Genomic DNA, 14132 nt, shown 5'->3' with positions numbered 1-14132 from the left:
CCCGATGATCAGCAGAGGTACAGGTTCAATTCGGCCAATTTCGAGAAATGATGACGATACGTCATTCTCCCGCGACCGGGCCGGATCTTCCCGTGATGATCGGCGAGGTTCGCCGGGCCGGGACCGCATCGACGGGAAGGTGGCCGGTAGCTCACGGATCCGGTCGGTACGGTGCTCGCGGCCGTGGAAACGCAGGATTCGGTGGGGCGGTTCGTCCACCCGTGCATTCCGGAACCGTCGGTTCTCCGGGGCGGGTTCGCGATGCCGGTGGCCGATTCCGTGGTCCCGGCCGGTGCTGTGGCCGGGGTGGGAACATCCGTCAACTCCGGTGCGTTGCGTCGGAGACGGAATGCAGGGGCAGCAGGGTACGGGGGGGCGATGGTGCGGATCGATGTCGAGCGGGTGCGGCGGGACACGGCCGGCTGTGCACGGGTCACGCATCTGAACAATGCAGGCGCCGCTCTGCCACCCCGGCCGGTGGTCGACGCGGTGGTGGAACACCTGCGGCTGGAGGAGGAGACGGGGGGCTACGAAGCCGCCACCGCGCGGGCCGACCGCCTGGAGCACACCTATCACGCGCTGGCCCGCCTGGTGGGTGCCGCCCGGGAGGACATCGCGGTGGTGGAGAACGCCACGCGGGCGTGGGACATGGCCTTCTACTCGCTGCCCTGGACCCCGGGGGACCGGATCCTGACCGCGCGCGCCGAGTACGCCAGCAATGCCATCGCGTTCCTGCAGACCGCCCGCCGGCACGGTGTCCAGGTCGAGGTCGTGCCCGACGACGAGAGCGGCCGGCTGGACGTCGACGCCATGCGCCGGATGATGGACGACCGGGTCAAGCTGATCGCCGTCACCCATGTCCCCACCCAGGGCGGCCTGGTCAATCCCGCGGCCGAGATCGGCAGGGTCGCCCGGGAGGCGGGCGTCACCTACCTCCTGGACGCCTGCCAGTCCGTGGGGCAGATGCCGGTCGACGTGGGCGAGATCGGCTGCGACCTCCTCAGCGCGACCGGCCGCAAGTTCCTGCGCGCTCCACGGGGTACCGGATTCCTCTACTGCTCGCCGCGCGTCCGCGAGCAGCTGGAACCGCCCTTCCTCGACCTGCACGCCGCCAGCTGGACGTCCCCCGGCACCTACCGCGTGCGCGAGGACGCCCGCCGCTTCGAGAACTGGGAGACCTACAACGCCGGCAAGATCGGCCTCGGCGTCGCCGTCGACTACGCCCTCGACCTGGGCCTGGACGCCATCCAGGACCGCGTCACCCACCTCGCCGACGCACTGCGGCAGCGTCTGCGCGCCCTCCCCGGGGTGACGGTCCACGACCGCGGCTCACGGCAGTGCGGCATCGTGACCTTCACCGTCGAGGGCCACGACAGCCACCAGATCGCCCAGGGGCTCCAGGCGGAGAGGATCAACGTCTCGGTCTCCAACGCGAGTTCCGCCCGCTGGGACTTCGGGCCCCGGGGCCTCGACGCCGTCGTCCGGGCCTCCGTGCACTACTACAACACCGACGACGAACTCGACCGGCTGTGCCGTGCCCTGCCGCGCCCCGTCGCATCGCCCGGCGGCAGGGGAACGGGTGCAGCCGGCTGACTTCCGGAGCGAGGCGCGAGCCGGGACGGGCCGGCGGACGCCTCCGTCCCGGCGACTTCGTGATCGCCGGGAATCGTTCTTCAGCCTGCCGGGTACGAAATGAGGATCGGTCTGCTGGTCGTTCCGTATTTGGAATGTTGGCGCTCACCGAAAATCTCCAGGCCGGTGGCGTCCGGAACGCGCTTTCCCGATGTGATCTATCCAGTCTCCGTGCTACCTTTCACGCTTGCCTCCGGCATATTCATCAGGTTGGGGGCAGATTGTCCGGTTGGCTGACAGGGGGACCGTTGCTCAGCTGTGAAGAATATGTGGAAGTGTGCGAGCTGTACCGCCGAGGATGGTCCACAGCGAGGATTTCCCGGCACCTCGGCCGTGATCGGAAAACCGTGAGGTCATATCTCCGAGGGGAACGGACCCCGGGTATCCGCAGCGCTGCTCCGGATGCTTTCCTGCGGTTCCTACCGTACTGTCGCCAGCGCCTCTCGGAGGATCCGCACCTGCCGGCGGCCGTCCTGCTCGGCGAGATCACCGACCTGGGCTATCCGGGCGGCTACTCGACCTTCACCCGCTCCCTGCGCAAGCACGAGGTCCGGCCGCCGTGCGAATGGTGCCAGGAGCCCGTCACCGGGAATGACGGCAGCTCGACCGCCCCGCAGTCGACGGCCGACGCCGCGCAGCCGACTGCCGAAGCCGTCCGGTTCGAGTGGCTGGAACTCCCCGGGCCGTCGGCGGGTGGGGGCTGCGAGGGCCGCACCCACCTCCTGCTGGGCTCGCTCACGCACTCCGGCCGCTGGCGCGGCGCGCTCGCGGAGGAGCAGGACCTGCCGCACCTCGTCGAAGCCGTGGAGCACGTGCTGAGACGGCTCGGGGGCACCCCCGGGCGCTGGCTGTTCGACCGGACACCGCCCGTGTGCCGCCCAGGAAGCGGCAGAGTGACAGCGGCCTTCGCGCGCGTCGCCGAGCACTACGGGGTGAGAGTCGAGATCTGCCCCCAGGACCACCGCCGACACCCGGCACATGACACCCTCGGAAGGGCCGCCCACCGCTGGTGGAGCGAGGTGAACAGCGGGGAGACGGTTCAGGACGCGCAGGCCGGCCTCGATCAACTCGCCGAGCGGATGGACGGTCCCCCCCGGGCCTCGGGCGGCGCGGGCGCCGCAGCGGGAGCCCGGACCGGTGCGGAGCCGCTGAGGGCACTGCCCCCCACGCCCTTCCCGGTCTCGGTCTGCGCCGATCGCACCGTCAGTCCCCAGGGCCTGGTGCCCTTCCGGGGGAACCTCTACGCGGTTCCCGACTACCTGCCCGGCGCCGTCGTCAAGGTCCGCCGACGGCTGGACGATCCCTACCTGTCCATCGCCACCGCCGGTGGAGCCGTCATCGCCCGCTACGTGCTCGCCCCGCAAGGCGCCGGGCTGACGGTGGCCGAGCACAACAGCGTCATCGCCCTGGAGCGCCCCCTGGATCCGGTGCGCACCGCCGTCCCACCCTGCCGGAGCCGGACGCGACGTCCGCCCTCCGGACAGGCGCTGGCCGCGGCCGAGGCGCTCCGCAGTGACGATTCGGCGCCGCAGTCCGCGCCCTTGGCAGCGGGGGAAGGCCGGCTGAACGGCACTCCGTCAGCCGCACCGTCCGAGACCCCTGCGGCGTCGTCGGAGCCGGGCGACGGACCGCAGGACGACAGCGGTCCCCTCCCCGGCGCCACGCGATGCCCGAGCATGTCCACCACGTCCCACCGTCGTGCCGAGGCAGCGCACCCGACACCTCCGTCGACCCCACGACCGCCGCACGGGCGGCAGGATCCTGCCCACCCTCACGGACGAGCCCGGTTGAGAGTCGAACCCCTGGTGATTCGGACGCCCCCGGCGAAGCGGGTGTGCGCACCGGCCGCTTCCCGGGCGCGCCGCGACAACCGGACGAACAACGCGGGGCCCTGATCGACGCCTGGACCACGACCGGCGGTCCGCCGGCCGATGCGCCGATCGTGCAAGAGCCCGGCGGAGCGCATGTCCGGCGCCGCTGACAACGCGTTGTCCCAGCTGTAAGGGCCCGATGGGGGAGTCGAATTGGCAGGTCTGAGTAATATGACGGCACGTTGGAGACCCTGGCGGACACCGCGCCGGGACCCGCTGGCGGACCTCGTGGCGCAGGCGGTACGCCTGGACTACGGCGGCGCCGTCGCCCGGTACGGGCGGTCGAACGGTGCCCCCGCGCCGAGACCCGCAGCCGAGTTGTCGCCGGTGGTCGAACGCTATCTGCGCTGATCAGCACCGCACCCGGAACCGACGCCAGGGGCGTGCGGCACTCCTGGAACAGTGCCAGAAGCCTGCCAGGGACGCTCTGCCGGGCCCACTGTCCCGCCCCTGCCGCCGCCGTGCAGGGGTGAATCTCCCGCCTGGCACGGATCGTCCGTCCCGCGCGGATCGTCCGTCCCACACGGATCTCCCGCCCCGCGCGAGTCGTACGTCCCGCACGGATCGTCCGCCGTCTGCGGGGCACGGGAGCGCCGACCGATGTCGACTCACTCGCCCGGGTGAACATCCCGCCGTAGGGAGACGACCTGTAGGAAGCTCTCCGCTGGCGCTCCGTCGCACATCCTCGGGGCGCCACAAGGACGACTTCTGCGGAGGCTGACATGACGAACGTCCCGGACGACCTCAAGTACAGCAAGGACCACGAGTGGGTCCGTTCCATGGGCGACGGACAGGTGCAGATCGGTATCACGGACCACGCGCAACGCCAGCTCGGAGATGTGGTCTACGTCGAACAGCCGAAGTCGGGCGACCGCTTCGAAGCCTCGGAGCCGTTCGGCAGCGTGGAGTCGGTCAAAGCGGTGTCCGAGATCTACATGCCGGTGACCGGCACGATCGCGACCGTGAACGAGAACCTCAACGACGAGCCGGAGCAGCTCAACACCGACCCGTACGGCGACGGCTGGATCGTGCAGGTCAAGCTGTCCAACCCCAAGGATCTCGACGGGCTCCTCACCGCCGCCGAGTACGAGGACTACATCAAGGAAGAAGCCTCCGAGTAATCGGTCACCGCCGTCGCGGCCGCCACGGACGGCCCGTGCAACCGGCTCTCCCCACCAGCGGAAACGACGCTGCTGCGCCCTCACCTCCCGCGCACCACAGGGTCACCCGCCCACGGGGTGAGGAGGTTGACCGGGCCGCTCCGTGTCGCTCCGTGTCGCTCCGGGACGGCCGTGCCCTCGTCCGTCCGCACAACCGGGCGATCACCGGGACGCGGTTCCCGCTGGCCGGGGCCGGCGCCGTCCCTGCCGCCCGCAAGCGCACGGTCTCGCGCTGATCAGCAGGGTCTCCTCGGGGAGGTCAGACCGCTCGGGCGACCACGACGATGTCCTCGCTTGCGGCGCCGAGCGGACCCGATTCCCAGTCGCCGTACCAACTCTCGACCTTGAAGCCCGCCTTGCCGAGGAAGGCGGAGATCCGGTCGGTGTCCAGGAACCGCAGGCTCGCCCGGTCGGTGCGCAGGGACTCGCCCGCGCGGGTCGCTGTGGTCTCGGTGAAGGTGACCACGTCACCGACGACGGACTCGACGTGGTAGATCATGCGCAAGGTGCGGCCGGCGTGGTCGACGATGTCGAAGGGGTTCGACGGGTTCCAGTCCTCCCATGCTCGCGCCTGCGGGTTGCGGGTACCGAACACGAACCGCCCGCCGGCGGTCAGGGCCGTGCGGATCGCGGCCAGCGACGTGCGCAGCTCGTCGTCGCCGACGAACACCTGGAACGCGTTGCTCGCCATGACGGCAAGTGTGAACTCTGCCTTCCAGGTCGCGTCCGCGGCCTTGCCCTCGATCCACTCGACGTCGCCGCGGCGGTGGGCTCGGGCGAGCGCCGCGGTGTCCGGATCCAGTCCGCACAGTCGGCCGGTGTGTCCGGCTTCGCGTGCGCGGTGCAGCAGCGTTCCGGTGCCGCAGCCGATGTCCAGGACGGACGAGGCGTCCATCACGAAGGACAGGTAGAAGTCGTCGCTGGGGCCCCACGGGTTGAGGCGGTCGTACAGCGCGGCTGCATCGGCATCGGAGTACATCTCGGCAGTATGCCTCCGCCACCACGACGGGGCCACAGATTTCGTCCGGGTTGGACGGGATCCACGGGCGGCCACGTCACCCCACATCTGCCGCAGCGGCTGCGGGAGCGGCCCGGTGTTCTCGAACACGGCCCAGGTGCCCGCCGGGCAGTCCAGCACGTCGAGGTCCTCGGGCAACTCGGCGGCACCGGTCACCACGGCGTGGTGGTAGTCGAGTTCGCTGCCCTCCTCGAAGCCGTCCGACAGGCGCACGGTCGCCGACACCACGCCCTCCGGGAGCTGGTCCGAGAGGCGGACGATCCGCAGCATCGTCTCCGGCGGCACGCTCCGGATGTGCTCGGCGATGTGCGGGTTGATGCCCTGGTAGATCAGCGGGACGCGGGCCTTCTTGCCGACGACCCGGAATGCTTCCTTCTCCACGATGCGGTACCGCATGGTGCTGTTCCCTTCGACGGTGAGGCGGAAGGACAGCCGGGGCTGCGAGTTCAGAGCCGCGCCGGTACGCCTGGCCTCGCCGGGACCGACGCCGTGCACGGCGCGGAACGCCCGGGCGAAGGCCTCCCCCGAGGTGTAGCCGTAGCGGCCAAGTCGGATTTCTCCATGGTGACTTGACGGCCAGGATTGGGTGCTGTCGGCCCGAGGGGGCGCCGATGGTCCTGGTCGCCACGACGGGTGTCGAGAACCGGACATGTGCGTACGGCGGTGGCAGCGGCCATCCGGGCAGTGAGGCGCACCTGTTCGTGGCGGACTCCACCGAAGGCGACGGCCTGCGCGCAATCGGCCTCCCCGGCCTCTGCGGCGTCGCGGCCTGAAATGCTCCTGGGCAGTCCACTCGGCATCAGCCGAGCGGACAGAGCTCCGAGGCGACCGGCACGGACGCGGCGGTCGGAGCGATCGAGCCGGGCCGAAGCCGCCAGCGAGTCGCATTGACCTGTCGCGACGTGCACGGTTACGTGATCCCTCGGCTACGGAAAGTGGTCACCGTGTTGCGGCGCGCTCTGCCGTCGTGTGGCCGGGCGCACCGAATCGTCCGAAGGAGCAGTGTGAAGGCCCGTCGTATCCTCACCACCCTGGCCGCAGCCGCGGTCCTGTTCACCGGTTCAATGCCCGCCGTCGCTCAAGCGGCGGCGCCCCACGCCACGGCCGGCGGGGAGCACAACACCCGGATCGCCGGTTTCGACCGGTCGTTGACCGAGTGCTCCGCCGAGTTCCTGGAGGGTGACAGGCGGCTGGGGCCCTTGCGGCTGCCCGTCCTGGGGATCGTCGGCAAGGAGGTCGAGGGGTACCGGCCCACCGACGACCTGGGATCCCAGAGGTTCCTGGACCTGTACTGGAAGAACGGTGCCTGGGTCTACCCGGCGCAGGACGGGTACGTGCTCAACCCGGACGGGACGCCGCAGAAGGCCCCCGTGGGTCTTGAGGTGGGTCAGGACATCGACCGCTACGGGAGTGAGTTCGGCTCCTTCCTCGCCCCGGAGGGCCTGCCCTACGCGCAGCGGTCGATCCCGCCCGCCAGCCTCGACGGAAGCCCGGCGGCCGGCTGCAACTACCACGACTACCGCGTGACCAAGTCGTTCACCGTCTACACGGGAACCATCGCTCCCTGGTTCGCCCAGCCCGGACTCGGCACCCAGTACCAGCTGGACCCGAGCCTCGTCCCCGGCGCGCCGACCCAGGGCTTCAACGTCCAGTGGCTGGTGAACAACGGCTACCTCGAGCGGATCATCTGAGGGCGAACCCGCCCAACGTCCGAAGGAACCGTGCAGCGGCCTCCCGCCGCGGCCGCCGGCCCCAGCCCGCTACCGTGAGCCGACACCGACGGCCGCGTGGCCGTCGGTGTCCGTGTCAGGTTTCGGGATGGGCCAGGCGGCCGAGCAGGGCGACCGCGTCATCGAGGGGGACCGGCCGGAAGAACTGCGCATCGACGTCCTCGACGGCGGCAATCGCGCGTGGGGCCAGGTCGGCGCCGAGGCCGGTGACGCGCAGTCGCTTGGCGCGGGTGTCGGCCGGGTCGACCTCGCGTTCGATCAGGCCCTTCTGCTCCAGGGTGCGCAGTACCTGGGAGGTCATCTTCACGTCGGTGCCCGCCTGGCGGGCGAGGGCCAGCTGGTTGGGGTGCTCGCCCTGGCTGTTCAGCCACCAGGCGCAGGCGAGCAGCACGAACTGGACGTGGGTCAGACCGAGGGGCGTCAGGGCTGCGGTGATGCCGCGCTGCCAGCGCAGCGTGGCGTGCCAGAGCAGGAAGCCCGGGCTGTCCTCGGGGTTCACCGCTCCCGGCCCCGTGCCGCGAGGTCGACGAGCGCGGCCATGGTCTCGGGCCAGTCCGCGGTGATGCCGGGACCGATCTGCGGGCCGACCTCGTCGGCGCCCTCGCCGGTGATCTCCATCCGGTACACCACCCGGGTGTGCTCCCGGTCGAGCGGGACGAGACGGTGGGTGGTGCTCAGGACCAGGCCGCCGAAGCGGGCCTCGTCGGTGAACAGTTCACCCTCGCGGGCTTCGGTGACGCGCAGCGCCACCGGCTCCTCCCCGGGCGGGGTCATCGTGATCGAAGCTCCTTCGGTGAACGGGCCCTGGAACTCGATCTTCTCGATCCCGGCGTTCCAGGAGCCCCAGTTCTCCACATCGGCCCAGAGCCGCCAGATCGCCTCGCGAGCGGCGTCGGTCTCGATGCCGTGCTCGTACACCCACATGGGAGCCTCCCTCGACTGGATAATCTACGTAGAGATTATCTGCGCGGCGACTATCTGTCCAGGGAAGCCGGCACATCCCACGGCGCGAAGCACGTCGAGCCCACGCACTCGCCGTCCGGCACTCCGGCCCGCGGGATGTCTGTCAACTGTTCGTGTTCCAAAGGCCGGTGCAAGAAGGCGGCCTCCGCAGAGTCCCCGGCGTCCGCCTGCCGGCGCCTACCAGGGCACCACCTGCCCCTGGTGGTCGAGGAACCGGAGACCGCGCTTCCCCCGGTGGCGCTCGATCGTCTCGACCACCCCGGGAACGCTCTCCTCCACGCTGAGATCGGCGTCGGGTCCACCGAGTTCGGTGCGCACCCAGCCCGGGTCCATGAGCAGCAACGTCCGGGTGTCCTCGGCGTGGCGGGCGGCGTGGCTGCGCATCAGCTGGTTCAGCGCGGACTTGCTGGCCCGGTAAAGGTCCTGCCCGCCCTCGGTGTTCAGGGCGATGCTCCCCTGGTCGGAGGACATGACGCCGATGGTCCCGGTCGGCGCGACGAGCGGTCGCAGGCACTCCACGACGCGCATCGGGCTGAGCGCGTTGGTGACCATGACCTCGGTGAACATGTCCGTTGGAACCTCGCCGATGGGCAGGTCGCCGCGCGTGATGGCGGCGTTGACGAAGAGTAGGTCGAGGGTGCGTCGCGCCAGCCGGTCACGCAGGGCCGAGATCTGCTCCGGATCGGTCATCTCCAGCGACTCGACGGTCAATCGCCCACCGGACGCCTCGTGCAGGTCGTGCAGGCCGGTGCGTCGGCTGCCGCGGACCGTGCCGATGACGTCCCAGCCGCGACGGAGGTACTCGGCGGCGAGTCCCAGCCCCAGGGTGCGGGAGGCCCCGACGACGAGGGCGGTCTTTCGGGTGCCGGTTTCGGTGATCATGACCCAAGTCTCCGAGCGGCCCGGGCGGGCGTCCAATACCCTTCCGGCCGCATTGATACCGTGCGGGCATGGATCTGGACCTGCGAAAGCTCCGCTACTTCGTCGCGGTGGCCGAGCACCGGCAATTCGGCCGGGCGGCACAGGCGTTGTTCATCGCACAGCCGGTCCTCAGCCGGCAGATCCGCGCGTTCGAACGGGAGCTGGGCTGCCCGCTGTTCACGCGGACCACGCGCAGCGTCGAACTGACCCCCGCGGGGCTGCAGTTGTACGACGAGGCGCGCAGGATCACCACGGTGGTGGAAACGGCCCTGCGCCGGGTGCACGAGGCCGGGCGGGGCGAGCAGCGGCTCGTCGTCGCCTTCTCGCCCGGCCTGCACGTGTCGGACGCGATCCGGGCGTTCACGGCGCGCCACCCGGAGGTCGGGATCGACGTCTTCCCGCTGCGCTGGTGGGAGCAGGACGCGCCGCTCCGCGACGGTCGCGCGCACGTCGGGTACCTGCGGCGCCCCTTCGACGACGCGGGGCTGCGCACCGTCCCCATCGGGCACGAGACCAAGGTCGCGTGCCTGCCCGTGACGCATCCGCTGGCCGGCCGTCACGCCCTCACGTCGGCCGATCTCGACGGCGAACCGGTCCTGGACGCCAGGACGCGGCGGACCTCCTCGCTGGAGGAGAAGTTCGAACTCATCGCCTCCGGGCAGGGCATCGCGCTCGTCCCCCTCAGCGTCGCGGCCTCCTACTCCCGTCCCGACCTCGTCCACCTGCCCGTCACCGACGCCCCGCCCGTCGGCACCTGCCTGGCGGTACCGGAGAACGGCTGCGCGGGCCCCGTACCGGACTTCCTGGACATCGCCACCGCGACCCTGCGCGGCCACCCCGGCGGTGCGGGGACGGAGTAGACCGAGGGCCGTGAGAGCGGCGCCCGATGCTCCTGAGCGCCTCGCCGCCGGCACCCGCCGCGTGGCGACCTGCCGCAGGTTCGCCCCGACCGCACGGAACTGCACCGCCGCGAACCGGTGGGACCCGCCGGAGCCCGGTGACCCGGCGTTGTCCGTTCCCCGGGTTCCCGTCAGCTGCTACCCCCTGCTTCCGGCGATGACGTCGATCGCTGGTCGGGGCGCCCTTCCGAGCAGCCGGCGCAGTTCGCCGCCGGTGCGATCCATGAATCCGGCAGCGATGGCGGAGCAGGTGCCGAGGAGCATGGGCACCTGGAAGGGTTCGGCGCCGGAGGCGGCCAGGCGCTTGCGGGTCTGGGCGAGAGTGTCGGGTTCGTAGGTGATGTGCGGGCCGTGGGCCCTCGCCAGGTCGGCACCGCCGACGGCCCGCTCGCCGACGAGCTCGTACGTCCGTGCCGCGTGGGCAGGCGCATGGAGGACGACGTCGGCAGCGGCCTCCGCGAGATCCGCGCGGGCGACGGCGGCCAGGCGCCCGTCCCCGAGCGGAGCGGTCAGCTTGCCGTCCGCAGAAGGAGCGGCGAGCCATTCCAGCAGTTCCGCGTAGAGGCCGTTGCGCAGGATCGTCCAGTCGGCCGTGCCCGCGCGCAGTCGACGCTCGGTCCAGCGGTGCGCAAGCGCGTAGGGCAGGTGGTCGCCGTCCGCGGTCAGGCTCGTGTAGACGATGTGGCGCACGCCCGCCTTCTCCGCAGCGTCGATGGCGGCACCGTGGCGGGCGATGACGGTGTCGTCCTCGCCGTAGCCGGCGGAGATCAGCAGCAGCACGTCCACTCCTGCGAAGCCTTCGGCGAGGGTGTCGGTGTCGTCGAAGTCGATGCGCCGGACGGGCAGCGATACGCGGACGCGCCCGGGATCGCGGGTGCCGAGGACGACGTCGTCACGGCCTGCCAGCTGCTCCGCAACAAGGGTGCCCAGGGCGCCGGCGGCGCCGGTGATGAGGATCAACGGTCTCTCCCGTAGGGGTAGGTTCTCTTCGGTAACCGGGATCATCCTGCGGTTTCGCGCCGTGTTGCGTAAGGAGGCACTTTCATGTCAGCAGGGCACACGGAGGTAACCACCGAGCCCGTCGTCAGCTGCGGCGAGGAGCACGAGGACTGCGGCATCCGCGACGTCCTCGACCGGATCGGGGACAAGTGGTCCGTCCTCGTCGTCGTGGAGCTGGCGCAGGGCACGCGCCGCTTCCGCCAACTGCAGCGCGCGGTCCCGGGCATCTCCCAGCGCATGCTGACGCTCACCGTCCGGCGGCTGGAACGCGACGGGCTGCTGACCCGAACCGTCCACCCGGCCGTTCCGCCACAGGTCGAGTACGCCCTGACACCGATGGGGCACAGCCTGACGCACCTCGTGAAAGCTCTCGCCGACTGGTCGGCACAGCACCGCGACGCCATCGCCCGAGCCCGTCGGGAATGGGACGAAACGAACCCCGGCGCAGGAATCCACTGACCGGACCGTCTTCGTCCGCTCGCCCGCGACGACGAGTACGGCCGGGGCTCATCGGCCGGCTCAGTGCCCTCGCGTTCACGTGAACCCACGGTTCCACCGGTCCGAAGCGCACTGGTCGACCCGTGAGTTCACGCCGGCGGAGCTCCGGTTTCCGTGAACCCACGGGGCTCAGGGGGTCCAGCCAGGGATGCATGCCGAAGGGGCCGCGACGTGATCTTGGAGCGATGGCGCCCCAGTGCACGGCCGTTCGCCGTATAGTCGGTTCCTACTATTAGGGATCGGTGATATGAATGGCGAAGCGGAAGATCTCCAACACCCTGGCGCTGGCCGTGCTGGGCCTGCTGCAAGAACAGCCGATGCACCCGTACGAGATGGCGTCCACCCTGCGGGAGCGGCACAAGGACAGCAGCTTCAAGGTCAACTCTGGGTCGCTGTACGACACGGTCGAGGCGTTGGTTCGGCATGGCTGGATCGAGCCGGTGGAGACGGTGCGCGACGGCAGGCGACCGGAGCGAACCGTGTACGCGACAACCGAGCTGGGCCAGAGCGAATTCGTCGGCTGGATCGATGAACTCCTCCGCACGCCCGTCGCGGAATACCCGAAGTTCATGGCCGCGGTGTCCTACCTCGGCGCACTCGGTCCGGACAGGGCGGCGGAGGCACTGGTCGAACGGGCGGGGCAGCTGGCCCAGCGGATCGAGGAGACGAACACGGTGCTGGCCGACACGGTCGGCTCCGGCAGGGTCCCCCGGTTGTTCATGATCGAAGTCGAGTGCGCTCTGCACGCCTGGGAGGCCGAGTTGGCCTGGACGCGGCGGACCATCGCCGAGATCCGCGACGGCAGCCTGTTCTGGCCCGAGGCCGAGCGAACCGAACAGGGATGGACCTGGTCCGCCCCCACGGACCGGAAAGGAAGCACCCGATGACCGACGTGTTGATCGTCGGAGCCGGCCCGGCCGGACTGTTACTCGCGAGCGAGCTCCGGGTCGCCGGTGTCGATACGGTCGTCGTCGAACGCCACGCGCAGCGGCCGGGCTTCTGCCGGGGCTTCAACCTCAACGCCCGCGCCCTGGACCTGCTGGCGCGGCGCGGCCTCGCCGAGAGGCTCATCGGCGAGGGCTGGCAGGTGCCACACGCCGCGTTCTCCGGCCTGCCGGTGACGCTCACCCTCGCGGGCGCGCACACCGACCACCCGTACTCGCTGGGCATCCCGCAAACCCGGGTCGAGGAGATGCTCGAGGCGCACGCTCTCGACCTGGGGGCCGACATCCGGCGCGGCCACGAACTGCGCTCCCTGGAACAGGATTCCGAGTCCGTCACCGCCACTGTCACCACCGGCGACGGTGAGTACCGCGTCCGGGCCGCGTACCTGGTCGGTTGCGACGGCGGACGCAGCACCGTCCGCAAACAGGCCGGCATCGACTTCCCCGGTACCGAGGCGACCCGCTTCTCCCTGCTCGGCGACGTCGAGCTCGCCGACCCCGAGGCGTTGCCGTTCGGCGCGACCACCGGCCCCGGCGGGATCGTGTTCGTCATCCCTCGCCCCGGCTACGTGAGGGTCATCACCTCCGACCGGCAACCCCCGGCGGACAAGGACACCCCGGTCACCCTGGACCTGCTCCGAACCGCTGTGGACGATGCGCTCGGCCGCCACGTCGAGCTGCGTGCCGCGCGCTGGCTGACCCGGTTCGGCAACGCCGCCCGGCAGGCGTCCGAGTACGTCCGGGGCAGGGTCATCCTGGCCGGGGACGCCGCGCACATCCATCCACCGGCCGGGGCGATCGGCGTCAACGTCGCCCTGGACGACGCGTTCAACCTCGGCTGGAAACTCGCCGCCACCGTGCGCCGCGCCGCGCCGGCACACCTGCTCGACAGTTACCACGCCGAACGCCACGCCGCCGGTGCGCAGGTGCTGGCCAACACGCGGGCCCAGGTGCTGCTCGGCGACGCCGACGACCGGCTCGGGCCGATCACCGACCTGCTCACCCGGATCGCCCGCCACCCCGCGGGCAACTGCGCCTTCGCCGAGACCATCACCGGACTGGACACCCGCTACGAGATGCTCCCCGACTCCGACCACCCCTGGCTGGGCCGCCTGGCACCCGACCTCGCCCTGACCACGGGCGACGGCCGTACGAGCCTGGCCGGGTTGCTCGCCCCGGGACGCGGCGTGCTGCTCGACCTGACCGGAGGAAGCGCCCTCCGCGAGTCGGCCGCAGGATGGGCAGACCGAGTGGACATCGTCACCGCGACGTGCCCCGACCATCCCGAACTCCACGCCGTCCTCCTGCGGCCGGACGGGCACACCGCCTGGCTGCGCACCGCTGGCCAGGACCACGCCGACGGGCTCCACCAGGCGCTGCAGCACTGGCACGGCCGGGCGGCACCGTCCGACGCCGCGTCTGCGGAAGCGTCCCAGTAGCGAGCCGGCTGCCGCCACCGTCACGTGCGGTCGGCGGGTCGGAAGGGGGTGGGACCGG

At 70.9% G+C, this 14132-nt stretch carries 14 protein-coding genes and 2 pseudogenes; 10 read left to right on the top strand and 6 right to left on the bottom strand.

Features of this window, described 5'->3' with window-relative positions:
- Positions 1 to 378 precede the first annotated feature (378 nt).
- The 4 genes from ACFC1R_RS19090 to gcvH all read left to right on the top strand — a co-directional run bounded on the left by ACFC1R_RS19090 (position 379) and on the right by gcvH (position 4624).
- A complete protein-coding gene (locus tag ACFC1R_RS19090) occupies positions 379 to 1593 on the top strand; it encodes an aminotransferase class V-fold PLP-dependent enzyme (protein WP_375939984.1) in 1215 nt (404 codons plus the stop codon).
- 134 nt (positions 1594 to 1727) lie between these two features.
- A complete protein-coding gene (locus tag ACFC1R_RS19085; RefSeq protein ID WP_375939982.1) occupies positions 1728 to 3527 on the top strand; it encodes a hypothetical protein in 1800 nt (599 codons plus the stop codon).
- A 147-nt stretch (positions 3528 to 3674) separates the two neighbouring features.
- Positions 3675 to 3854, top strand: coding sequence for a hypothetical protein (locus ACFC1R_RS19080; protein ID WP_375939980.1), 180 nt, complete (start codon positions 3675 to 3677; stop codon positions 3852 to 3854).
- A gap of 371 nt (positions 3855 to 4225) precedes the next feature.
- The gene (gene gcvH / locus ACFC1R_RS19075) at positions 4226 to 4624 is read left to right on the top strand and encodes a glycine cleavage system protein GcvH (RefSeq protein ID WP_375939978.1); all 399 of its coding nucleotides are present in this window, start codon (positions 4226 to 4228) and stop codon (positions 4622 to 4624) included.
- Positions 4625 to 4922: 298 nt separating this feature from the next.
- Here the strand turns inward: gcvH and ACFC1R_RS19070 are convergent.
- Both ACFC1R_RS19070 and ACFC1R_RS19065 read right to left on the bottom strand, forming a co-directional pair.
- Positions 4923 to 5540: pseudogene (locus tag ACFC1R_RS19070) on the bottom strand (class I SAM-dependent methyltransferase); the annotation flags it as partial.
- A 142-nt stretch (positions 5541 to 5682) separates the two neighbouring features.
- Positions 5683 to 6224, bottom strand: a pseudogene (locus tag ACFC1R_RS19065) (GyrI-like domain-containing protein); the annotation flags it as partial.
- A gap of 68 nt (positions 6225 to 6292) precedes the next feature.
- On the opposite strand from ACFC1R_RS19065, the gene ACFC1R_RS19060 reads away from it, so the two are divergent.
- Both ACFC1R_RS19060 and ACFC1R_RS19055 read left to right on the top strand, forming a co-directional pair.
- A complete protein-coding gene (locus ACFC1R_RS19060) occupies positions 6293 to 6454 on the top strand; it encodes a hypothetical protein (RefSeq protein ID WP_375939976.1) in 162 nt (53 codons plus the stop codon).
- Positions 6455 to 6685: 231 nt separating this feature from the next.
- Positions 6686 to 7372, top strand: coding sequence for a TNT domain-containing protein (locus tag ACFC1R_RS19055; protein ID WP_375939974.1), 687 nt, complete (start codon positions 6686 to 6688; stop codon positions 7370 to 7372).
- 115 nt (positions 7373 to 7487) lie between these two features.
- On the opposite strand, the gene ACFC1R_RS19050 is transcribed toward ACFC1R_RS19055, so the two are convergent.
- The 3 genes from ACFC1R_RS19050 to ACFC1R_RS19040 all read right to left on the bottom strand — a co-directional run bounded on the left by ACFC1R_RS19050 (position 7488) and on the right by ACFC1R_RS19040 (position 9256).
- Positions 7488 to 7910 carry a MarR family winged helix-turn-helix transcriptional regulator gene (locus ACFC1R_RS19050; protein ID WP_375939972.1) on the bottom strand — a complete coding sequence of 141 codons (423 nt, stop codon included), beginning with the start codon at positions 7908 to 7910 and terminating at the stop codon, positions 7488 to 7490.
- Positions 7907 to 8335, bottom strand: coding sequence for an SRPBCC family protein (locus ACFC1R_RS19045; RefSeq protein WP_375939970.1), 429 nt, complete (start codon positions 8333 to 8335; stop codon positions 7907 to 7909). The genes ACFC1R_RS19050 and ACFC1R_RS19045 overlap by 4 nt, the downstream gene beginning before the upstream one ends.
- Before the next feature lie 216 nt (positions 8336 to 8551).
- Complete coding sequence (locus ACFC1R_RS19040; RefSeq protein ID WP_375939968.1) at positions 8552 to 9256, bottom strand: SDR family NAD(P)-dependent oxidoreductase; 705 nt, start codon at positions 9254 to 9256, stop codon at positions 8552 to 8554.
- A 68-nt stretch (positions 9257 to 9324) separates the two neighbouring features.
- Here ACFC1R_RS19040 and ACFC1R_RS19035 point away from each other — a divergent pair, with 68 nt between their 5' ends.
- Positions 9325 to 10155 carry a LysR family transcriptional regulator gene (locus ACFC1R_RS19035; RefSeq protein ID WP_375939966.1) on the top strand — a complete coding sequence of 277 codons (831 nt, stop codon included), beginning with the start codon at positions 9325 to 9327 and terminating at the stop codon, positions 10153 to 10155.
- Positions 10156 to 10332: 177 nt separating this feature from the next.
- Here ACFC1R_RS19035 and ACFC1R_RS19030 read toward each other — a convergent pair whose 3' ends face one another.
- Positions 10333 to 11154, bottom strand: a complete 822-nt coding sequence (locus ACFC1R_RS19030) for an NAD(P)H-binding protein (protein ID WP_375939965.1) — start codon at positions 11152 to 11154, stop codon at positions 10333 to 10335.
- Between the two features lie 84 nt (positions 11155 to 11238).
- Between ACFC1R_RS19030 and ACFC1R_RS19025 the strand changes: the two genes are divergently transcribed.
- The 3 genes from ACFC1R_RS19025 to ACFC1R_RS19015 all read left to right on the top strand — a co-directional run bounded on the left by ACFC1R_RS19025 (position 11239) and on the right by ACFC1R_RS19015 (position 14074).
- Positions 11239 to 11652 carry a winged helix-turn-helix transcriptional regulator gene (locus ACFC1R_RS19025; RefSeq protein ID WP_375939963.1) on the top strand — a complete coding sequence of 138 codons (414 nt, stop codon included), beginning with the start codon at positions 11239 to 11241 and terminating at the stop codon, positions 11650 to 11652.
- Between the two features lie 290 nt (positions 11653 to 11942).
- A complete protein-coding gene (locus ACFC1R_RS19020; RefSeq protein WP_375939961.1) occupies positions 11943 to 12578 on the top strand; it encodes a PadR family transcriptional regulator in 636 nt (211 codons plus the stop codon).
- Entirely contained in the window at positions 12575 to 14074 is a 1500-nt protein-coding gene (locus ACFC1R_RS19015; RefSeq protein WP_375939959.1) for an FAD-dependent monooxygenase, read from the top strand. Before ACFC1R_RS19020 ends, ACFC1R_RS19015 begins: the two co-directional genes overlap by 4 nt.
- Positions 14075 to 14132: the final 58 nt, after the last annotated feature.

Source organism: Kitasatospora sp. NPDC056138 (assembly GCF_042264695.1).
Lineage (GTDB): Bacteria > Actinomycetota > Actinomycetes > Streptomycetales > Streptomycetaceae > Kitasatospora.
The sequence above is the reverse complement of the archived record's forward strand: the minus strand, read 5'-3'. Positions and strand labels throughout refer to the sequence as shown.

Bases quoted from the DNA above. Each gene is read 5' to 3' on its own strand.
- ACFC1R_RS19090 (WP_375939984.1), top strand. From the start codon at position 379: ATGGTGCGGATCGATGTCGAGCGGGTGCGGCGGGACACGGCCGGCTGT.
- ACFC1R_RS19085 (WP_375939982.1), top strand. From the start codon at position 1,728: ATGTTGGCGCTCACCGAAAATCTCCAGGCCGGTGGCGTCCGGAACGCG.
- ACFC1R_RS19080 (WP_375939980.1), top strand. From the start codon at position 3,675: ATGACGGCACGTTGGAGACCCTGGCGGACACCGCGCCGGGACCCGCTG.
- gcvH (WP_375939978.1), top strand. From the start codon at position 4,226: ATGACGAACGTCCCGGACGACCTCAAGTACAGCAAGGACCACGAGTGG.
- ACFC1R_RS19060 (WP_375939976.1), top strand. From the start codon at position 6,293: ATGGTCCTGGTCGCCACGACGGGTGTCGAGAACCGGACATGTGCGTAC.
- ACFC1R_RS19045 (WP_375939970.1), bottom strand. From the start codon at position 8,335: ATGTGGGTGTACGAGCACGGCATCGAGACCGACGCCGCTCGCGAGGCG.
- ACFC1R_RS19040 (WP_375939968.1), bottom strand. From the start codon at position 9,256: ATGATCACCGAAACCGGCACCCGAAAGACCGCCCTCGTCGTCGGGGCC.
- ACFC1R_RS19035 (WP_375939966.1), top strand. From the start codon at position 9,325: ATGGATCTGGACCTGCGAAAGCTCCGCTACTTCGTCGCGGTGGCCGAG.
- ACFC1R_RS19025 (WP_375939963.1), top strand. From the start codon at position 11,239: ATGTCAGCAGGGCACACGGAGGTAACCACCGAGCCCGTCGTCAGCTGC.
- ACFC1R_RS19020 (WP_375939961.1), top strand. From the start codon at position 11,943: ATGGCGAAGCGGAAGATCTCCAACACCCTGGCGCTGGCCGTGCTGGGC.
- ACFC1R_RS19015 (WP_375939959.1), top strand. From the start codon at position 12,575: ATGACCGACGTGTTGATCGTCGGAGCCGGCCCGGCCGGACTGTTACTC.